A 21957-nucleotide genomic window follows, 5' to 3' on the forward strand; every position below is an offset into this window, starting at 1 on the left:
ATAAATCGTTATGAAAAAGATATATCTCGTTACAATAATTTGTGCCTTTATAGTAATAAGTATCTTTGTTTTTCAGAAAATAAATGAACATAAGTATACTAAAGCTATTAATCAATCAAATCATATAAAAAATATCGCACATAGAGGTGCTTCTGCATATGCGCCTGAACATACAATAGCAGCATATAAATTAGGACAAAAAATGAATGGAGATTATATAGAAATTGATCTCCAAATGACAAAAGATGGGCATTTAGTGGCAATGCATGACGAAACCTTAAATCGTACAACAAATGGTACTGGGCTAGTGAAAGAGCATACATTAGTAGAAATAAAGCAACTAAATGCAGATTCTTTTTTCAACGAAAAATATCCAAACTTAGCAAAGAAAGAATTTGAAAATGCTAAAGTCCCAACATTAACAGAAATTGTTGAAACGTTTGGGCAAAATGCGAACTATTATATTGAAACAAAATCACCTAATGAATATCCAGGAATGGAAGAAAAATTATTAGAAATTATTAATCACTACGAAATACAGGATAAAGTTATTATTCAATCGTTTAGTGAAGAAAGTCTACAAAAGATTCATAGTTTAAATAGTAATATATCTTTAGTACAATTATTACCTTATAAAAAAGCAGTTCAATTAACAGAATTAGAGATAGAAAAGTATAAAACGTACTGCATAGGTCTTGGTATGAATTACAAATATATTGATTCAGATTATGTAAAGAAAATAAAGAAAAGCGGATTAGAAGTTCATCCATTTACAGTAGATCATGAAAAAGATATGAAAAAGTTACTTTCATGGGGAGTCGATGGGATGTTTACTAATTATCCGGATCGTTTACATTCAATATTATTGGATTTGAAAAGTCATGAATAAGAAGTGTTATTCATAAAAGGGAAATTTACACAACCTATATATTAGGATTATCAATGCAAGATGGCATGTTGCATATAAAAAGAAAATATCAAAAACCGCAACTGGAAGACCTGGCTTGCGGTTTTTTTATTGCTTCGATTTCAGTTTACAAAGTTTGAAGCTAGAAATGTAAATCTATTTAGATGAATTGGCTTCTTATGTATTTGTACTTCGGATCGTTCTAGGTATATGTACAACCCATGAAACGAGTTTTGCATATGATAATAGAAAAGGAGATGTTGCATATTGAAATACCAAACTAGAAACGTAAATAATCTGAATAAATTAGCGGATAATACGAAAGCTGCCGCTTTTAAGTGGTATCAGTACTGTATCGACAATGGAATTGAAGTATTAATTTATGAAACAATCCGTACAGTCGAGCAACAACGTGAATATGTTCGTAAAGGAGCATCACAAACGATGCGCTCATATCACTTAGTAGGACAGGCATTAGATTTTGTGCCAATTCAGTCGAATGGTACAGAAGATTGGAATGGCTATAATAAAGAACCGTGGGCTTCAGCAATTCGTTATGCTAAACAAATTGGTTTTGAATGGGGCGGTGACTGGAAAGGATTTGTGGATAGCCCGCATTTGCAATATAACTACAAAGGGTATGGAACGGATACTTTTGGAAAAGGTGCTCAAAACGTAGTGACTCCTCCCACGTCGAATGATAGTGTAGGGGTTGCTTATATTAACGGTAGTAATGTAAATTTACGAAAAGGACCTGGTACTGGATATGGCGTTATTCGTCAATTAGGGAAAGGAGAGTCCTACAAAGTATTTGGACAAACAAATGGTTGGTTAAATCTAGGTGGCGATCAGTGGGTTTATAACGATCCATCATACATCCGTTATACGGGAGGAAATGTACCAGCAACTTCACAATCATCAAATGATGGTGTAGGTGTAGTTACTATAATCGCGGATGTATTGCGTGTTCGTACCGGCCCTGGAACAAATTACGGCATTGTGAAAAACGTGTATCAAGGTGAAAAATATCAATCGTTTGGATATAAAGATGGTTGGTATAATGTTGGTGGAAATCAATGGGTTTCTGGTGAATATGTTACGTTTGTAAAGTGAAAATAAGAGCCGTCCAGTTGGGCGGCTCTTTATTTTAAATATTCATAGGGCGAACACTCATAATATCATTCGTGATACATAGAGTATAATTTTTCATTCTAATAATCAGAAAGTAATCAAAATGTAATTAATTTCAACTACGCTTTTTATATTTTTTTGATACACTGGCTACGAGGGGGATACCAATTAAGGTCGGTAAAAACCAAAACCATATTGGCGGAAGTAAATTTAAAATGGGAATATGGATACCGATATTTACTAAAAGTGCGGTGACTGCACCAATATAAGAACCTAGCATACCTCTAATGTGGTGATGGAGCCAATTTTTCCAACGTTTTTTTCGTGCAAGGTATCCATAAATCGCAAATGAATAAGAGAAGATTGCTACATAAAATAAATATGCAATTTTATCCCAGTTGATAATGGATAATATTATTGCCGTAAGGGTAATGACAACATAGGATGCATGATATATTTCGCCCCATTCGGTATGTTTTCCTTTCTTCTTTTGGGCAACCATCGCTACAATACCAGTGATTAAGCATATTGTTCCAAATAGGATGTGTATGGTTAAAAGAATGTTAAAAATGCTCATAATAATTCCTCCTTTTTTATTTTTATAGTATTGCAGTATAGGAGAAAAGTTGAAAAATATAGTTAGTTCGGCTTAATATATTGAAATAAAGGTACTCCTAGAACAAAACCCAATGATTTAAATATTTAGTGAGATGATTATTATGTTAAATGAAGGAGAGACTTCTATGTTTACATCTATTACATATTTACAATCGGGCAATGAGAAACAACAAAAAATATATGATGTTTTGAATAGCCTAAACATAATGGAGGATTTAGCTTTATATAATCCCGTTCTTTGCGGGACAATCCCTATAAGAATTGATACTCCTCAATCTGACTTAGATATTGTAATGGAAGTATATAACTTTGATGTTTTTGAGCAGGAAATGAGATCTTTATATGGTTCTTATGGAGGGTTCAACATAAAAAAGAAAAAAATTAAAGGTACTGAATCGATAAAGGTGAATTTTGAATTCGAAGGTTTTGAATTTGAATTATTTGCTCAACCGAAGCCAGTGCGTAATCAAAATGCATATAGACATATGATAGTGGAACACATGTTATTAATGCAACATCCCCATATAAGGGAAGAAGTTATTCGCTTAAAGGAACAAGGTTTAAAAACAGAACCTGCTTTTGCTCAAGTATTAAATATTGACGGAGATCCTTATGAAAAACTTATTTTATTAGGGCAGGAAATGAAATTGTGGTAAATAAGATACGTAAAAAAATCCTCCAAAAACAAAAGAGGATTTTTTTATGCCGTTAACTTTCGAATTAATTCACTGAGCAATTTAATCCCGTAAGTCATTTGTTCTGGTGAAGCATATCCATATGATAAACGAATGTACTGATCTGATTCTTCTTCATAAATACGTCCTGGGTTTAAAAGAATTCCTTTTGATAGAGCCTCTGAAAATAGTTTTTTCATCGGAATGTTATGTACAACCTTTAGCCATATAAAAAATCCACCACTAGGAATATCCCACGATGCAATATCTGCACAATATTTATTTAAAGCTCGTATCATTATTTGTCTTCGCTCTTTCAGGTGCATTCTTACGTTTGCTACATGTTCTTCATAAAAACCTTCATTTATCCATTCAGCAGCTACTCTTTGAGATAAAGAGCTGGATCCATAGTCTGTTTGCATTTTTATATCTGACAATCTATCAATAACAGGTTCTGGTCCGATTATCCATCCAATTCTAAGTCCTGGGCTAAGTGTTTTAGAGAGACTATCAATATATAATACATGTCCATGTTTATCCATCGACTTTAAAGGAGCTGGAGGTGATTCTTCAATCCATAACTCTCGGTAAATATCATCCTCGATGATAGGCAACTGCTCTTTTTCACATATTTTTAATATTTCTTTTCTTCGCTCTTTGGTCATCAATATCCCCGTTGGATTTTGAAAACAAGGGATTGAATATAAAATATTATTCTTTTGACTATATTTAATTCGTTTTAATAAATCGTTAGGTAAAATACCGTGATGGTCCATTGATATACCGGATAAATTTATATTTGCTGATTGAAAAACATGAAGTGAATATAAGTAAGAAGGTTGTTCAAGTAAAACAGTTGATTTTCTATGTAAAAGACCAATTGATATTAATTGTAATGCTTGGAGTGCACCCGAGACTATTAATATAGAATCCGGTGATGCATGTATTCCAAATGATTTTACGTATTTGCTTATTGCTTCACGTAACGGATAAAAACCTTTTTGTTCTTCGTATCCGAAATAATCTAATTCCTCACTGACGTTTTTTATTATAGATTGCATAGTTTCGAGCGGGAAAAGATGAGGTGCAAGTTCACCTTTACTAAGATGGATAAGCGTTTTATTTGCTTCTGCTTCATTTATTTCTCGAACCATTAACTTACTTGGTTTATGAATACCGGCTTTTACATATTCACTCCAATCGGGCGGAGGATTAGTTGCTAATAATGACCATGTATTATTCATTACAATTGTTCCTGCTCCGATTTGTCCTTGAATTAAACCATCTGCCATAAGTTCATCTAGCGCAGTAATTACAGTACTTCGATTTACATGAAATAATTTTGCTAACTGCCGCTGACTAGGGATTTTACTTCCAATTGGCCATTCTCCGTTTTCAATTTTTTCTTTCATATAGTCTATTATCTGCTGATATTTGGGCACTTTTTTATCGGTCGTCATATAAAAAACTCCTTCGTTTATTTAAAAGATTCAAAGTGGTTGGTTTTTCCGATAAATAACTGGTTGAAGACATTGTATCAACTATTAAATATGATGAAAAGAAATAATTGGTAATTTAAAAATGGTTGGTTTTTTAGGGAAGGAGAGAAAATATGCATAATAAAAAATGGGATTTACGCATTATATGTGCTCACGCTTTTACAATTCTTATATGGGGAACTGCTTTTCCAGCAATTCGTCTGGGGCTTGAATCTTATACGCCTGAACACCTTACTTTACTACGCTTATTAATCGCCTCATTTATACTTTTGTTATTTTCATTTATATACAAACTACGACTACCGGATTTAAAGGATATCCCAGCAATTTTTATATTTGGTGCTCTAGGATTTACTATTTATCACATCGCATTAAACTACGGCGAAAAAACAGTAAATGCTGGATCTGCAAGTTTAATAATTTCAGTCACTCCAATAGTAACGGCAATTCTTGCTTCTGTTTTTTTGAATGCAAAAATGAAATTAAATGGCTGGATCGGTGGTGTAATGAGTTTTGCAGGAATTGCCTTAATTTCATTTAGCCAAGGCGACGCTATTCAATTGAATAGCGGGGGATTATTTATATTATTAGCGGCGATTTCAGAAAGTTTATTTTTCGTTTTCCAAACATCTTACTTAAAAAAATACGGCTTCTTACCATTTACCATATATACAATTTTGTCTAGTACTGTATGTATGCTTATTTTCTTACCCGGAGTTTATCAAAAAATACTAGCAGCTCCTCTTGAAGTTAACTTGAGCGTTATATATCTAGGTGTCTTTCCAACAGTACTCCCGTATATTGCATTGGCCTATATTATATCTCATGCTGGTGCTTCTGAAGCAACAAGTTCTCTATATTTAACGCCAATAACTGCGTGTTTCATTGCTTGGATATGGTTAGGAGAAGTGCCAACTTTAGTTTCGATAATTGGCGGAGGAATTACTATACTTGGAATTGTGATTGCTCATATACCAGTATTAAGAAAAGAAAAACATAGGAATTTAGCAAATAATCAATCCGTATAATGTAATTCAATAATGATTTTATGATACTTTTTCATATAGTTTCTTTCTTATGTTGATAAATATAATATTTTGTATTTCAGTTAAATATTGTATGTTACATTTTATGTAGTAAGCATTTTAAAAGGAGCTGACAACATAATGAATGGAAAAAGAAAATTTTTCACATGTATTTCTATTGTAGGAATCGGACTAGCTAGTTTTTCTAATTCTAGTTTCGCAGCAAGTGTAACGGACAATTCAATACAAAATTCTATTCCCGTAGTTAATCAACAAGTAGCTGCTGCAAAGGAAATGAAACCATTTCCCCAGCAAGTTAATTATGCAGGTGTTATAAAACCGAATCATGTTACACAGGAAAGTTTAAATGCTTCTGTAAGAAGTTACTACGATAATTGGAAAAAGAAATATTTGAAAAATGATTTATCTTCTTTACCTGGTGGTTATTACGTAAAAGGAGAGATTACAGGTGATGCGGATGGGTTTAAGCCACTTGGAACTTCAGAAGGTCAAGGGTATGGGATGATAATTACAGTATTAATGGCTGGTTATGATTCGAATGCTCAAAAAATCTATGACGGATTATTTAAAACAGCAAGAACTTTTAAAAGCTCTCAAAATCCTAATTTAATGGGATGGGTTGTCGCAGATAGTAAAAAAGCACAAGGTCATTTTGATTCTGCTACTGATGGAGATTTAGATATTGCGTATTCTCTTCTTCTTGCTCATAAGCAGTGGGGATCTAATGGAACAGTTAATTATTTGAAAGAAGCACAAGACATGATTACAAAAGGTATTAAAGCTAGTAATGTTACAAATAATAACCGACTAAATTTAGGAGATTGGGATTCTAAAAGTTCACTTGATACGAGACCATCTGATTGGATGATGTCACACCTTAGAGCATTTTATGAATTTACAGGTGATAAAACTTGGCTTACTGTTATTAATAATTTGTACGATGTTTATACGCAATTTAGTAATAAGTACTCTTCAAATACAGGACTTATTTCAGATTTTGTTGTAAAAAACCCACCACAACCTGCACCTAAAGACTTCTTAGATGAGTCAGAATATACAAATGCATATTATTATAATGCTAGTCGAGTACCTTTAAGAATTGTAATGGACTATGCGATGTACGGCGAGAAGCGAAGTAAAGTCATTTCTGATAAAGTCTCTTCATGGATTCAAAATAAAACGAATGGAAATCCTTCTAAAATTGTGGATGGTTATCAATTAAATGGATCCAATATTGGTAGTTATCCAACTGCTGTATTTGTTTCACCGTTTATTGCTGCAAGTATAACGAGTAGCAATAATCAAAAGTGGGTAAATAGCGGTTGGGATTGGATGAAGAATAAGAGAGAAAGTTATTTTAGTGATAGTTATAATTTATTAACTATGTTATTTATTACAGGAAATTGGTGGAAGCCTGTACCTGATGATAAAAAAACACAAAATCTAATAAATGATGCAATTTATGAAGGATACGATAATTAATTAAATTTGAGAATGGTTACTGAAGAAAGGAATTAGCATTCGCTAGTTCCTTTTTAATGTTTTGTAAAACATTATCCATTCTAAAATTCGCATAGATATACTTGCTTTTTTCATATACATAGTTATTGATGACTCTATGTTTTTATGAAGGGAGAGTATTTCTTGGAAAAAGTATTATTTTTCGGAGACCCAGGTATTGATGACTCATTTGCCATTATGTATGGTTTACTGCATCCCGAAATTGAAATTGTCGGTATTGTAACCGGATACGGAAATGTTGAGCATATACATGCTGCACATAATGCAGCGTATATTTTACAGTTAGCAAATAGACAAGACATTCCTGTCATTAGTGGTGCAACAAAACCACTGACAGAAGAAATCACTACGTACTATCCTGAAATTCACGGAGCAGAAGGATTAGGGCCCATCCATGTTCCAGGAAATATATTATCTATTCCAATATATAATTTCGGCAGTATTGCTGCGATTCTTATAAAGTACGGAAAAGATTTAACGATTGTTGATGTAGGAAGATCTACCTCGTTAGCAATTGCTTTTAATTTATGGAATGATTTAATGCTAAATGTAAAAGGAATCTATTTCATGGGTGGTGTTTTTTTAGAAGTAGGAAACGTTACGCCATTAGCAGAGGCAAACGTGTATGGAGATCCGATAGCAAGTAAAATTGTTTTCCATCAAGCAAAGAATTTATTAATATTCCCTTTAAATGTAACAAACAAAGCTGTGTTAACACCAAATGTATTTAACTATATTCAAGCTAATACAAAGAATCCATTTCATATGATAATGAAACCAATGTATGATTACTATCTATCCGCATACCAAAAACTTAATCCATCTATGGAAGGGCCTTTGCTACATGATGTGGTTGCAATAAGTGGATTAGTAAATCCAAGTTTTTTTGAATTTGTGCATCGTACAGTAAATGTAGATACATACGGAGATACGAAAGGACAAACATTTGCTGATTTTCGCCGTAGCTCTATATCTGAAGGAGCCCATATAGCACTAGAAATAGATGAACAAAAATTCATTCAAGATTTTATAAAAATCATGTTATAAGTTGTAGTCGAAAAAGGGAATTATTTCACTACGTTGAATATAAACATACATCCTCTATATAAGGGAGCTTACAATATTGAATGTCCAGTTAAAGGTTGTTACGAGAGACAATTGGGAAGATGCATTAAAGTTACAAGTTAAAGAAGATCAAAGAAAATTTGTCCCCGCTGTAGCAGTTTCACTTGCTAAAGTATATATAAAACCAGATGGTGACAATGTAGAGTACATACCATTCGCTATATACGATGGTGACCTTATGGTTGGTTTTGTTATGCATGCTGTTGTAATAGAGACATCGGATATGTATTGGATTAACGGATTTATTATTGATCAATCGCAACAAGGTAATGGTTATGGAAAAGCAGCATTACAAGAAAGTATTAATATAATAAAAAATACGTTTAAGGCGTGTAAAGAAATTAGATTAACCGTACATAAAGATAATATCTCTGCAAAGAAATTATATGAACGATATGGTTTCATATCATTAGGACAGGAGTATGATGGTGAGCAAGTATATCGTTTATTTGTTTAACTATTAGGAAGTAAAGGTGTGAAATGAAATATGCAATTTACTGAAGTGAAAATTGAAGTGTTCATTCCTGAAGAATATATTGAAACATTAAGGGATGAATTAAATAAAATTGGAGCATGTAAAACGGGCGAATATGACCATTGTCTTTCCTATAGTTCAGTGAAAGGATATTGGAGACCTTTAGAAGAGGCATCTCCTTTTAATGGAGAAATTGGTCAAATATGCGAAGGACAAGAATGTAAAGTTGAAATAAAGTGTAAACGAGAACTTGTAAAAGATGCTCTTGAAGTTATTAATGATATTCATCCATATGAAACACCTATGATTTATATTATACCAATACTAAATGACTATTTTGAGAAACTATACATTAAATAACTAGGAGGAATATCAATTGAAAAGTAAATTTCATCATATTGTACGAGCAGTCATGATAAAAGATGAAAAATTATTAGTTGCTGAATATATCGGCCATCATTATTTTTTACCTGGTGGCCATGTTGAAATTGGAGAATCAGCAGAGAATGCATTAAAAAGAGAGTTAAGAGAAGAACTTGGAGTAAACTGTAGTATACAACAATTTTTAGGCGTCATAGAAAATCAATGGCAAGATAAAGAAGTTCTTCATCATGAAATTAACCACATTTTTGAAGTAGAGTCACAAGATTTACATACGGACTTAACACCGAAATCTAGCGAGTCTCATTTAGCATTTCACTGGATAGCTTATAATAAAGAAGCCTTAAATCATTATGAAATCATGCCAATGCCTTTAGTAAAGGAATTACTAGAAAGTAAGTTAAATGATGAACTAACTCCTAAATTGTTGGATTAGTAATTTTTAAATCACTTTATTTATAGTAAATACGTCCATCGAATGAATATAAAGAAAATAGGCTGAAAAACAAGGTACATCACCTAGTGTAAGTTCATATTTTGTTGATGTACGCATTTAGTCTATAGTCTTGTTTCTACTTTGTTTAAAAGAATTTATTAACTTTAATATTTGGACGGAATTTACATTTATAAATGGAGGGTTTCATAATGAATCAGTTTCAACAAGAACTACAATCATTAAACCTTAATGATTATCAAACTGGCAATGTTGTGTATTGGGATCAACAACAAAGTCAATATCCATACTATTACATTCAAGACGATGCACGTCGTTGCGGCGGATGTGGAGGTTGTGGTGGACGTTGCGGTGGATGTGGCGGTAGATGTGGTGGTTGTGCAGGTCGTTGCGGCGGATGCATAGGATGCGCAGGATGTTTCAGTTGCTTTAATTGCTGGAACTGGTGGATTATTTAAGTATAGAAAATTCAAGTTATTTTATATGAAAGAAAGGTGTAAAAACTATTTTGCACTTTTCTTTCATGCTGTAATTTTGATGTGTATTAAGGGGGATTTATTTGTATACATATGATAAGTTGATTTCTTGGGTAGAGGATATAAAAGAAAAAAATCATAGTTCTGCTACAGCACTTTGTATTATAAAAGATAATAAAATCGTACTAGAGCATTATAGTGGTTATCACTCAAATACATCTACAAGCAAGAATGTAACAGCATCTTCACAATTTAACGTTGCTTCTGCTAGAAAAAGTTATTTAGGATTAATGATAGCGTATGCGCTTTATGAGGGGAAAATAAACTCTATTGATGATGAAGCGATAAAATATTTTAAAGACTTTGATCCTGCATTGCTTAGTAAAACGACGATAAGACATTTAGTAACACATTCGCACGGATTAGAAGAAACGAATGACAGGACAATTTTTCGTGAATTTGCACCGGGACAATCATGGGCGTATAGAGATATTAATGTAAGAATGATGACACGTCTTATTTATCAGCTATATAACAAAAGTTTTCCTGAATTGTTAAAGGAGCGTGTGTTTAAACCTGCTAATTTTCAAGAAACAGGTTGGAGAGTTCAGCGAGATGAAAATTTAGTTGACGTTGTTAATAATCCAAATGAAGACGCAATTAGTGAAATTGGTACGGTAGATGACGGTACTGAAAAAAATTTGTTTGTCTCAGCTAGAGAATTTGCGCAGTGGGGCAATCTTCATTTAAATCAAGGTGGGATAGATGGTAAACAAATTGTTCCAAAAGAAGTTATAAAAATCGCTACGAGTTTGCAGAGTCCAACATATATAAACAAAGAGCTACCACAAAATGGATTGTTTTGGTTCATCCAAAATGAGCCTGCGCAATTAAGCGAACTTGGTGAACGTGTTCCAAAAGGGTCGTATCAAATATTAGGGATTACTGGACCGACCATTTTAGTAATACCTGAATATAATGTAGTTGTTGCAAAAATGTATAATAAAAGATATAACTACGGTGGTGATAATTACTTATATTATTTACGTGAATTTAGTAATTTAGTCGCAGATACATTTAGTAACGGTAATAGGGCATAATTACTCCTATAACGAAAAGGAGTGATTGAAAATGAAAGATAAAGTGAACAAAAATAAAAAGCAAAATATAAAAGATGTAAATACAGAGCAAAATGCAATTTATAGCGATCCTAAAGATGCAGCTAATATGCAAACTGTACCGCAGCCGAAAGATTTTGATGAAATCGAATATTAATTTTTCATCCGACTATATGATGAATGAAAAATACGTCTTAAGTCTCATAACATTTAAGAAATTATTTGATAACATATATACATAAGCATTTGAAAATGTCTTATCTTAACAAAGCTTTCTTTAGAAATATCTGATATAACCTGCAAAAGGCACTTCTTTATGAAGTGTCTTTTTGTGTATATGAACTTAATTACCATTTTCCGTACAGTATCTTGCAATTTATGATGGATATACTAACTGTGAAAATTCATGTCAAGATAAAAGAAGGGGACAGTTAGTATGAAACAAACTTCTATAAATCCGTTACTAATTGTTCTAGGTACAATCATTGTTCAAATTGGCCTTGGAACAATTTATACATGGAGTTTATTTAATCAACCCCTTGTAAGTAAGTTTGGATGGAATCTTAATTCAGTAGCGATAACTTTCTCCATAACAAGTTTTTCTTTATCATTCTCAACTTTATTTGCAGCCAAGTTGCAGAAAAAATTAGGACTTCGAAAACTTATTGCTACTGCAGGAATTGTTTTAGGACTCGGCTTAATACTTAGTTCACAAGTTTCTTCTTTACCACTATTATATTTATTAGCTGGTGTCGTTGTTGGTTATGCGGATGGAACAGCTTATATTACATCACTATCTAATTTAATTAAATGGTTTCCAAATCGGAAAGGGCTTATTTCAGGTATATCTGTATCAGCGTATGGAATGGGCAGCTTAATCTTTAGATATATAAACGGAAATCTTATCGATAACCTTGGTGTATCACAAGCATTCTTATATTGGGGTATTATCGTGTTACTTTTAGTGTTAATTGGATCCTTCTTCTTACGTGAGGCAATTGTAAGTAATGCTGTAACTGAAACATTACACAATGACTATACTCCGCGTGAAATGATGCGAACGAAACAAGTATATCTGCTATTTTTTATGTTATTCACCTCGTGTATGGGTGGTTTGTATTTAATCAGTATGGTAAAAGATATCGGCGTACAACTTGTTGGACTTAGCGCAGCAACCGCTGCAAACGCCGTTGCTATGATTGCAATCTTTAATACAGTAGGTAGAATCATTCTTGGGACGTTATCAGATAAAATCGGGCGAATGAAAATTGTCTCTGCAACGTTTATTATTATAGGATTGTCAGTCTTTACTTTAAGTTTTATTCCGCTAAATTACGGAATCTATTTTGCTTGTGTAGCAAGTGTCGCCTTTTGCTTCGGCGGTAATATAACTATATTCCCAGCTATTGTCGGAGATTTCTTTGGATTAAAAAACCATAGTACAAATTACGGGATTGTCTACCAAGGTTTCGGATTTGGTGCGCTTGCAGGATCATTCATTGGAGCGATACTTGGAGGATTTCAACCAACTTTCATTATAATTGGTGTTTTAAGTGTTATTTCCTTCATTATTTCAATATTAATCCGTCCACCAAATGTAGAAAAGAAAAAGGAACTAAAACATTTACATCGGAAAGTAGCTTAATTTTAAAAAGAGTCCTCATACTAGGGCTCTTTTTTATTCCATTAACTTTGCTTCTTTACCAACTCATTAAAGACAGGACAATATCATTTTAAAATTGAATAGATAAGTAAAAAGGAGCGTGACACTTAAAATGAAAATAGTACAGCAGTGGGTACAAGAAGATAGTGATTACATAAGAGAGAAAGTAATTGAATATAATCAAAAATATCTCGCAGATGAAGAAAAAACACCTTCAGAAAAGGTTAGTTTCATAGTAAGAAATGAAAAAGAAGAAATAGTAGGTGGGGTAACAGCAATAACTTTTTGGCACCATATACACGTTGACTTTCTATGGGTTTCTGAAGAGTATAGGCATGAAGGTTACGGAAGCAAGTTAATAAAGCTTATTGAAGAGTTTGCAATTGAAAAAGGGTGTAGGTTAATTAATTTAGATACTTTTAGTTTCCAAGCTCCTGATTTTTATAAGAAACATGGATATAAAGTAATTGGAGTAAGTGAAGATCATCCGAAAGGACATAATCATTATTATTTAGAAAAACGGCTAAAAAGTACATAGAATTTGTTAACATTAGTATTTGGAATACAAATGCAATAAGGGCGAGGTTATTATTAATTTAAGTATTAATTGAATCAATTTTCATACTAAAACTGTAAGAACGTACTTTGGATAATCTTCCTAAGGTACGTTCTTTTTTATATCAGTAGCCTATTTTTATTAACTCCATCAATAGCGGTAAAGGCAAGACTTTACTAACTTATATATATTAAAAGGAGTTAATGGTAGAATGGATAGAAGACAGAAAATTCCTTTTATTAAAAATAGAGGAGGTACATATGAAAAAAGTTAATGTTACATACGCGATTTTGTACAATAAAACTAATGAAAAGATCTTAATGGTAAAAAACAAAGGGGAAAATGGTTCTTATTATACATTACCAGGTGGCAGTACCGTACTTTTTTAACGGAACAATCGTTCATCAATCTTCATAAAAATATTATCTCATGTAAGGTGGGGAAAACATGGAGTTCATCGTTAATCACAAACAATTTACTCAAGCACTTTCAGAAGTTAACAAAGCGATATCAACAAAATCTTTAATTCCTATATTATCTGGTATAAAAATAACTGCAGATCAATCTGGAATTACTTTAATTGCAAGTAACTCGAATATTTTTATCGAAAAATTCATTCCTGTTTCAATTGAAGACGAAAAGATTGCAACTATTTTAAAGGCAGGAACTATTGTTGTACCTGCAAAGTATTTCATTGAAATAATAAAGAAAATGCCAAGTGATATAGCAATAAAAAGTAAGAATGAGCAATTAATTACGATACAATCAGAAGAAATCACATTAAGTTTAAATGGATTTCCTGCAGATGAGTTTCCGAATGTACCGCTTATAGACAATCATGCAGAAATCAAAGTAGAGACAGAGCAATTGATTGAAGTATTTAAACAAACAGTCTTTGCGGTAGCGAAAAATGAATCTAGACCTGTTCTTACTGGGGTGCATATAGAGTTATCTAATAATAAGTTAATTTGTGCTGCAACTGACTCACATAGACTAGCGATACGTGAAACGCTACTTTCCTCAGATGTAAAAGCAAATTGTATTGTACCGAGCGCAACCATTAGTGAACTTCTAAAATTAATGAACAGCAATTCGGAATTCGTATATATCTACCTTTCAGAGAGTCATATTATATTTACGTTTGGAACAACTACATTATATTCAAGACTAATTGAAGGGAAATATCCTAATATTTCTAACCTTATTTCGAACGACTTTAAAACGATTATTAACATAGATAGAAAAAAGATATTACAAGGTGTAGACCGATCAAGTTTATTAGCAAGTGAATGGGCCAATAACAATGTTAACTTAGAAATCATAAACGAATCTACAATTAAAATTTCTTCAAACGCTTCTCAAATTGGGCAAATATCCGAAACGCAACAAATAGATGCGATTCAAGGTGAAAAACAATTAAATATATCTTTCGATGGGCGTTTTATGGTTGATGCTTTAAGAGCAATAAAAGAAGAAACGATTACTTTAAGCTTTGGCGGTTCTATGAGACCGATATTGATTGAAGCAGGAGAGCAATCTGCAGCAGTACATCTTATATCACCAGTAAGAGCTTATTAGGGATAGAGGAAGGGATTACATTAGGTACAAGCAGACTTTTGTTTTATGAAATCATAAATTAATACATTATAAGAATGATGTATTAGTATAGCAAACAGTTTACTAAATCCTACATAATATAATTCAATCATAGACAAAGCAGCAATGGAAATCTGAAATACAAAGCAAAATAATAATAACCTAAATATAAAAGCCATAGATTAATCGATATGGGGTGAGTACGATGAAGAAAGTAATTGTTTTACTCATTGGTATAGTTTTAATTATTTTTGCTTTTTATCAATACAATAAAAAAGACTATGCAGCTAAAAGTACTAACTTGTATGTAGAAGACTTTAAAGGGGCAAATGATTCAATAAAAATACAATCTGCTATTAATAAAGCAGCGTCTAGTAAAATAAAAACCGTATTGCTTGATGATAAAAAGTATAAAATCACGTCACCAATCACTGTTAAAAAAGGTGTAAAATTATTATTTGGTTATGGATCACAATTTGTGGTTGAGGGAAACTTTAGAGTTCTAGAACTAGAGAAAAACGCATCCATTGAAGGAGCGTATATAGCTATTGACGATCCTAAATTTAACTCTGAAGTTATTTATTTAGACGGTAAAAATAAATATTATAACACTTGGAACAAAACCCAAATAAAAGATATAAATATTATTAATTGGACGGAAACGAATAAAGGTACCGGAATTTCTTTATACTCTGCTGGAAAAGAAAATGAAATTTCGTTTGTTAACTTCGAAAACATTAAAATTGTAGGAATGGAAACCGGACTAAAATTAGTAGCAAAAAAACCGAGCACCGGACAAGCTTGGATAAATGCCAATCGTTTTATGAACTTTTCTTTAGAAGACTGTGTAAATATGATTTATATGGATAGTCAAGTAACTACGCCAAATGAAATTAGTGGGAATCAATTTACAAATCTTCAAATACAGCCTTCAAATAAAACAAAAAGCATTATACAGGTAAGTGGTCAGCATAATGAATTTCATGGGATGGTGTGGGATTTAAATAAAATAAAACATGAAAACGAACTCATTGAACTGACTGATAAGAGTATGAATACAGTGGTTGAAATGTCCAGTGTACCAGCAAATAGAGTTTTAGATAGTGGGAAATCCAATATTGTGAAATAAGTTTAAATACAGAAAAAAGAGCGAATCCTCTTATAAAGAATTCGCTCTTTTTATATTTTAAAATTAAATTTCCTTCCACCAAGTGGATGAAGGATAATTTGTAGATTTTAACGTAATAGATTCACCAATTTGAGGCGTTGTAATTTTAACTCCTAAACGGTTAGCTTCTTTCGTAACACGTTCTATCGGGTCACTCCATTCGTGTAATGCTAACGTAAAGGCACCCCAATGAATCGGAAGAAGTAATTCTCCTTTAACATCAATATGAGCTTGTACCGTTTCTTCAGGCAACATATGAATAGCAGACCACCTCGGATCATATTGCCCGCATTCCATTAATGTAAGATCGAATGGACCGTATTTCTCACCAATTTCCTTAAAGTGAGGGGCATAACCGCTATCACCACTAAAGAAAATTTTAGTCTCTTGACCAAGAATAAGCCATGAACACCATAATGAACGATCTCTATCTGTCATACCACGTCCCGAGAAATGCCTTGCAGGCGCACATACTAACTTAATATTATCAAACGTAATTTCGTCCCACCAATTATGTTCACTAATTTTACTAGGCGAAACACCCCATTTAATAAGATATTGTGCAACTCCAGTTGGAACATAAAAGTGCTTTGCGCGATCTTTTAACTGCATAATACTTTTGTAATTCAAATGATCATAGTGATTATGAGAAATGATAATCGCATCAATTTCTTGAAGGTCATCACGTTCTAAAGAAAAAGCACCACTATAGCGTTTACTATTAAACAAAGGGAATGGGGAAGAGGCATCTCCAAACATAGGGTCTAATAATAGTTTTTTACCTTCTATTTTCAAAAGAGAAGCAGAATGGCCAAACCATGTAACACTCTCTAACGATTCATTATCTTTATTTGATAAAACGATAGGCAAATCCTTTATAGGACGCAGCTTTGATTTTATTTTAAAGTAATCCGTCATTAAACTTATAATATCTTTCGATTTAAAACTCATATCAGTATGAATTTGATTTGTATATTTCTTATTCATTCGTTCTCCTTTTTACGATTAACAATTTACGTATGTTGTTTTTGTAGCTATTTGTAGTTTAAACTATATTATTTTACCTTTCATCTAAAATGCCTTGTATTTCATAAATCCGTCAAATTCATTATTTGTATCTATAAAGTACAAATCGCACAGCAGCAGCTAAGACAAATATTAAGTACATGTAAATTGTTTTTATTTAGTAAATTCCTTCTTATACGCAACAAAGAACATATGTTCCGTTGTATGTTATAGAAGAAAATATGTCTCTAATAAAAGAAAGGAAGGAGAGGATGTAAGTGCACATAGAACGAAAAAAGAAATCAAAATGTAAACTATCAAAATCTGAAATCATGCATTTGTATACTGAAGGGAAGAGCACCTCAGAAATCGCTATGCTTGCTAATGTGTCTGCAAGGTATATTCGTATGGTTCTAACAGACAACAACGTTCCAAGGCGAGCTATAGGGAGCTGGAAGAGAAAGTATGACATAAAAGAAGATTATTTTAAAACTTGGTCAAATAATATGGCTTATATATTAGGGTTTATAGCAGCAGACGGTGCTATACCAAAAGAAAATCAATGTGTCAGTATATCACAAAAAGAAAGTTATATTTTAGAAGATATAAAACAAGAACTAAACACCAACCAGCCACTATATCGAAATAAAAAAACAGGCGTATATATGCTAAACATTAATAGCAAAGTAATAAAAGACGATCTAATGAATATTCACGGAATCATGCCATGTAAATCTTTTAACATTGAATTTCCTTTAGTACCAGAAGAATATTTACATCATTTTGTTCGTGGATATTTTGATGGGGATGGTTACGTCAAGTATGAAACTTATACAGTAAGCTTTGTAGGAGGATCATATAACTTTATGAATTCTTTAAATCAGGTACTACAAAATCAAAATTTACCAGCCGATTTACTAAATCAAAATAAACATTATCGCGTCATTTTAACCGGAAGAAAACCAATACAACTATTTTCAAAGTGGATTTATAAAGACAAAGATATTTATCTGCATAGAAAATATGAAGAATTTCAGAAAGAAAGTCTAAGTCTAGATCAATTAAAAGATCGAAAGCTAAAAAGAACTCAAGCTGCTGTTAAGCAGAGAAAACAAAATTTCCTTAAGGAATATATGAAAAATAAATGTATCGCTAAAACTTGTTCCATTTTAGAAATAAAGGAGCCAACTTTTAAAAGTTGGTTAAAAAATGATAATCAATTTAAAAAAGACTATGAAAGAATTCATTCATTATAAAAACGCAAGAAACCTTAGTATATCTATGCTAAGGTTTTTAATTTTGGATTATTAGAGGACACTCATTTTCGTTTATAGAACTTAATAAATACATAGATTTTACAATGAATTTATTAGTAAGGAAGGGAATATGAAATGCTCACTAATAATAGTCCGGAGAATATATTACATACGGCTTATGAAACTAAAATGATTTCATCTGGAGATAATTCGCCATCTATAAAAATAAAAGGAACGAAACTTCAATATTTACTTGTATTGGTTCATCTTGGTTTTGAGTCAAATGCTATAAAAATGATGCTAAATTGGACAAATGATGAATTTGAAAAGCACGTTAATTCATTAGAAGTAGAGGGGCTATTGAAACAAACAGGAGGGAGGTACTATCCAACGTGCATGGTGATAACAGCTTGTGAAGGAAAAAAACTTTATAACCTTTGTGAACCTCTAATTAAACCAACACTTAAGATCATTGAAAATCATTCAAATCAAATTGAATTTATTTCAAAAAGAATCGACACGTTTAATCATTTATCTAAAGAATCGTATAGTCTTTTACTGTATAGTGGTGTGTTATTAGATTTTGGACAAATAAATTACATTGAAGAAAACTATTTAAAAAAGAAACGACCTTTAAGAAATAAGAAACGATATTATTATGCTATTCAAGAACAAGAACTAGCAGATATAGAGGCTTTCGGGATGTATGGTAATACGTATTTAGATTTAGGAGAAGTTCAAATTGGTCTTTATGGAAATTCTCGATATTCAACATTAAATTTAATAACAGCAAATAACGAAACATTTGAAGAATATTTTCAAAACACTAATACTGATATTAATTATAAGAAAAAGCAATTAGTAAAAGGTTACGTAGCAGCAGATAGACAAATAGATTTACATTTAAATGTAGTTTATGAAAAATTAGGTTTATATCAAAATTCAAAACCTGTTATCCCTGTATTTAAATCAACAGACTTATCTATACTTAACGAAATTGCAAACACGATCAGTAAAGATTTAGTCTTATTATTTAAAGAAAACGATAAGCCTTTAAAAGAATACTTTGCGAGCAGCAGATACTCACAAGAAATAACTTATGAAGAGTTTTTTATCTGGTGGTATCACTTTTTCTATACAAAAGTAACTGAAGAATTAATAAAACAAGGTGTAATTATAACAAGCGCACAAGAAAATCAAACGTACATAATCCATTAATAACTTTAAATTAAAGTGCTAATATACTTTTACAAATGTAGCAGCTAAATGGATAAATAATTATTAGTAAATAGAGGATAATCTGAAATTAAAATCTAACATATGAAGAAAATGAAATATTTAAAGGGGAGTAGAGCCGTGCAAAAGAAATTTATCAATCCGGAAACGATGTCACCAACTTTTGGATACTCGCATGTAGTCGAAGTTAGTAACGCTAAACGAACAATTTACATATCTGGACAAGTAGCGATCAATACCGATGGTCAAATAGTTGGTGTTGGCGATATAGCTATACAAACGCGACAAGTATTCGAAAACATTAAAAGTGCATTAGATACTTTGGAATTACAATTTAATGATGTAGTAAAATTAACATTTTTCTTAACAGATATTTCTCAAATGGCTACTGTTAGAGATATACGAGATCAATACATTGATACTAAAAATCCACCAGCAAGTTCAGCTGTAGAAGTTAGAAAGTTAATTAACGATAACTTTTTAATTGAAATCGAAGCAATTGCTGTAGCAAACTAATTTTAAAAACTTATTATGAATCATATCCATGCAATTCGTTTAATGCGTTCATTTAAAACGAATTGCATTTTTTATTGTCTTAAATATAATTTATATCTGGAGACATTATCATCAACAACTCATAAAACAAATAAGCACACAATCGATTACACAGAATGAATCCGATGAAAAGGGAAGCGTAACAATCTGCACTAACATATAATAAGTTTATTACTTTTATCCAGTTAACATAATATATATTATAGGCAGTTATAAAAACAAATCAATATCAGGTATCAAAACCCAAGTAAACTATACTTAATGAGACGAAATAGGGATTTTTAGTGAGATTCACATGAAATCTTATCTAAACAAATTTCTTCAGTTTTTATCGTTTTTATTTGTTATAAATTCATCACAGCAAATCTTAATCAATAATCGCTTAAGATTTAACGAATTAAAAACATTTTTGATTGGCAATAAATTTTTATACAGAAAAATTATTTCTATACAAAATATAAATTAGTAATTTTATTTTATGTTTTACTTAATGAATTTATTGCTATTTGCACATGTTTTACAACTTTACATTATTTGTTGTTATTTCTGTTATTTAGGCTTGACTTTCATTACACTCATTGTTTTTTATTCTAGTTAACATAACGCTTGTTTTTAACATAAAAAAAAATCCTCCTCACCTTCAGGAAGATTTTTTGTTTGCTATTATTTTATTTATATCTTCTAGTAACAATCCCAATTGTAAATGACGTTGGAAAAATCTAGATTTAACAGCTCTTCCTTACGTATAAAGAAATTAGCAACCCCAGAATCGCCCCACATAATATTTAATGAATCGTCTGTATCGATTTGCAACAATAATATGTCATGTTGCTGGTATTTTTCTTCCCATTCTCTCGGATCTGTCTGTGTGAAAAATGGATATCCACCAATTTTATGTCCTTGATCTTTACATAAATCATCATACAGTTCGCCTAATTCTGTATTATTTTCTTCATCAACAATTTCTTCCCAATCAATGTTATCACTAAAAATCATTTCAAATCGATAATCTCTTGGTGTTACTGGTTGATATGCCAACTCAAACTTTAGTTTTGCTGCTTTGGGTATGATAAAATTCTCTAAATCTAAAGTGTTTAAATAACTAAAATCAGTAATCACCTTAGTTAAATCCGCTGTGATTGTAGAATGATAAACAATTCGAAAGTCTTTTTGGCTTGTGGGATGATCAAAATCTGCTCCAAAAAGATCTTCTTCAGCACTTATGAAAAACTGTAACATTCCATGTTGAGGCATATATTCAACATGCGGAATTTCTTCAAAGTTTAACTGCGCAAGTAACATCATAGGTTGTCCGTTTGAGTCTTTAGGATGCTCTTGATCTATAGGTAAATACGGATATCCACCAAACTTACTTTCAAAAAGCGTTGTCTCTGCTTGCGTTCCAGACACTTTAACATACGGTTTCACACTTTCTTCTAAAATACTACGATACTGTTCTAGTTCTTTCGGAATTTGAAGTTGATACGTATTCTTCAC

The 21957-nt window shown here is 31.8% G+C and carries 22 protein-coding genes and 2 pseudogenes; 20 read left to right on the plus strand and 4 right to left on the minus strand.

The annotated features are described in order from the left end of the window. Window positions 1-10: 10 nt before the first annotated feature. Both N2V79_RS12950 and N2V79_RS12955 read left to right on the plus strand, forming a co-directional pair. On the plus strand, window positions 11-889 hold the full coding sequence (locus tag N2V79_RS12950; protein ID WP_197242513.1) for a glycerophosphodiester phosphodiesterase: 879 nt from the start codon (window positions 11-13) through the stop codon (window positions 887-889). Between the two features lie 285 nt (window positions 890-1174). Beyond that, window positions 1175-2020 carry an SH3 domain-containing protein gene (locus N2V79_RS12955; protein ID WP_061660858.1) on the plus strand — a complete coding sequence of 282 codons (846 nt, stop codon included), beginning with the start codon at window positions 1175-1177 and terminating at the stop codon, window positions 2018-2020. 133 nt (window positions 2021-2153) lie between these two features. On the opposite strand, the gene N2V79_RS12960 is transcribed toward N2V79_RS12955, so the two are convergent. Further along, on the minus strand, window positions 2154-2615 hold the full coding sequence (locus N2V79_RS12960) for a DUF2306 domain-containing protein (RefSeq protein WP_053564312.1): 462 nt from the start codon (window positions 2613-2615) through the stop codon (window positions 2154-2156). 166 nt (window positions 2616-2781) lie between these two features. Here N2V79_RS12960 and N2V79_RS12965 point away from each other — a divergent pair, with 166 nt between their 5' ends. Beyond that, on the plus strand, window positions 2782-3312 hold the full coding sequence (locus tag N2V79_RS12965; protein ID WP_069355698.1) for a DUF4269 domain-containing protein: 531 nt from the start codon (window positions 2782-2784) through the stop codon (window positions 3310-3312). Between the two features lie 44 nt (window positions 3313-3356). Here N2V79_RS12965 and norG read toward each other — a convergent pair whose 3' ends face one another. Continuing rightward, window positions 3357-4790, minus strand: coding sequence for an efflux pump transcription regulator NorG (gene norG / locus N2V79_RS12970; protein ID WP_197242515.1), 1434 nt, complete (start codon window positions 4788-4790; stop codon window positions 3357-3359). 152 nt (window positions 4791-4942) lie between these two features. On the opposite strand from norG, the gene N2V79_RS12975 reads away from it, so the two are divergent. The 14 genes and pseudogenes from N2V79_RS12975 to N2V79_RS13040 all read left to right on the plus strand — a co-directional run bounded on the left by N2V79_RS12975 (window position 4943) and on the right by N2V79_RS13040 (window position 16369). Next, complete coding sequence (locus N2V79_RS12975; protein WP_340719935.1) at window positions 4943-5857, plus strand: DMT family transporter; 915 nt, start codon at window positions 4943-4945, stop codon at window positions 5855-5857. A 138-nt stretch (window positions 5858-5995) separates the two neighbouring features. After that, complete coding sequence (locus tag N2V79_RS12980) at window positions 5996-7357, plus strand: glycosyl hydrolase family 8 (RefSeq protein ID WP_197242518.1); 1362 nt, start codon at window positions 5996-5998, stop codon at window positions 7355-7357. Window positions 7358-7519: 162 nt separating this feature from the next. Continuing rightward, the gene (locus tag N2V79_RS12985; protein WP_340719936.1) at window positions 7520-8443 is read left to right on the plus strand and encodes a nucleoside hydrolase; all 924 of its coding nucleotides are present in this window, start codon (window positions 7520-7522) and stop codon (window positions 8441-8443) included. 76 nt (window positions 8444-8519) lie between these two features. Continuing rightward, window positions 8520-8978 (plus strand): GNAT family N-acetyltransferase, encoded by a 459-nt coding sequence (locus N2V79_RS12990; RefSeq protein ID WP_001102673.1) that lies wholly within the window; start codon window positions 8520-8522, stop codon window positions 8976-8978. 30 nt (window positions 8979-9008) lie between these two features. Then, window positions 9009-9356 (plus strand): divalent cation tolerance protein CutA, encoded by a 348-nt coding sequence (gene cutA, locus N2V79_RS12995; protein ID WP_001160791.1) that lies wholly within the window; start codon window positions 9009-9011, stop codon window positions 9354-9356. Window positions 9357-9372: 16 nt separating this feature from the next. Next, window positions 9373-9823 (plus strand): annotated as a pseudogene (locus tag N2V79_RS13000) (NUDIX domain-containing protein). 199 nt (window positions 9824-10022) lie between these two features. After that, window positions 10023-10289, plus strand: a complete 267-nt coding sequence (locus N2V79_RS13005) for a heterocycloanthracin/sonorensin family bacteriocin (protein ID WP_001071389.1) — start codon at window positions 10023-10025, stop codon at window positions 10287-10289. 101 nt (window positions 10290-10390) lie between these two features. Continuing rightward, a complete protein-coding gene (locus N2V79_RS13010) occupies window positions 10391-11407 on the plus strand; it encodes a serine hydrolase domain-containing protein (protein ID WP_089171165.1) in 1017 nt (338 codons plus the stop codon). Between the two features lie 31 nt (window positions 11408-11438). Then, the gene (locus N2V79_RS13015; RefSeq protein ID WP_000653680.1) at window positions 11439-11582 is read left to right on the plus strand and encodes a hypothetical protein; all 144 of its coding nucleotides are present in this window, start codon (window positions 11439-11441) and stop codon (window positions 11580-11582) included. Between the two features lie 279 nt (window positions 11583-11861). Then, a complete protein-coding gene (locus tag N2V79_RS13020) occupies window positions 11862-13070 on the plus strand; it encodes an L-lactate MFS transporter (protein WP_000815136.1) in 1209 nt (402 codons plus the stop codon). Between the two features lie 130 nt (window positions 13071-13200). Next, window positions 13201-13626 carry a GNAT family N-acetyltransferase gene (locus tag N2V79_RS13025; protein ID WP_053564302.1) on the plus strand — a complete coding sequence of 142 codons (426 nt, stop codon included), beginning with the start codon at window positions 13201-13203 and terminating at the stop codon, window positions 13624-13626. Window positions 13627-13904: 278 nt separating this feature from the next. Then, window positions 13905-14027: pseudogene (locus N2V79_RS13030) on the plus strand (DNA mismatch repair protein MutT); the annotation flags it as partial. A 64-nt stretch (window positions 14028-14091) separates the two neighbouring features. Then, a complete protein-coding gene (gene dnaN / locus N2V79_RS13035) occupies window positions 14092-15222 on the plus strand; it encodes a DNA polymerase III subunit beta (RefSeq protein WP_340719937.1) in 1131 nt (376 codons plus the stop codon). Window positions 15223-15445: 223 nt separating this feature from the next. Further along, complete coding sequence (locus tag N2V79_RS13040; RefSeq protein WP_053564299.1) at window positions 15446-16369, plus strand: hypothetical protein; 924 nt, start codon at window positions 15446-15448, stop codon at window positions 16367-16369. Window positions 16370-16432: 63 nt separating this feature from the next. Here N2V79_RS13040 and N2V79_RS13045 read toward each other — a convergent pair whose 3' ends face one another. After that, on the minus strand, window positions 16433-17395 hold the full coding sequence (locus tag N2V79_RS13045) for an MBL fold metallo-hydrolase (protein ID WP_075719780.1): 963 nt from the start codon (window positions 17393-17395) through the stop codon (window positions 16433-16435). A 296-nt stretch (window positions 17396-17691) separates the two neighbouring features. On the opposite strand from N2V79_RS13045, the gene N2V79_RS13050 reads away from it, so the two are divergent. From N2V79_RS13050 to N2V79_RS13060, 3 genes are all read left to right on the plus strand, one after another. After that, window positions 17692-18669 carry an LAGLIDADG family homing endonuclease gene (locus N2V79_RS13050; protein ID WP_088114460.1) on the plus strand — a complete coding sequence of 326 codons (978 nt, stop codon included), beginning with the start codon at window positions 17692-17694 and terminating at the stop codon, window positions 18667-18669. Between the two features lie 135 nt (window positions 18670-18804). After that, the gene (locus N2V79_RS13055; RefSeq protein ID WP_050843838.1) at window positions 18805-19887 is read left to right on the plus strand and encodes a hypothetical protein; all 1083 of its coding nucleotides are present in this window, start codon (window positions 18805-18807) and stop codon (window positions 19885-19887) included. Window positions 19888-20025: 138 nt separating this feature from the next. Then, window positions 20026-20421, plus strand: coding sequence for a RidA family protein (locus tag N2V79_RS13060; protein ID WP_050843840.1), 396 nt, complete (start codon window positions 20026-20028; stop codon window positions 20419-20421). Window positions 20422-21141: 720 nt separating this feature from the next. Here N2V79_RS13060 and N2V79_RS13065 read toward each other — a convergent pair. After that, a complete protein-coding gene (locus N2V79_RS13065) occupies window positions 21142-21957 on the minus strand; it encodes a YwqG family protein (protein ID WP_327904491.1) in 816 nt (271 codons plus the stop codon).

This window comes from Bacillus sp. CH_70, from assembly GCF_038007045.1.
In the GTDB taxonomy this organism is placed as follows: domain Bacteria; phylum Bacillota; class Bacilli; order Bacillales; family Bacillaceae_G; genus Bacillus_A; species Bacillus_A cereus.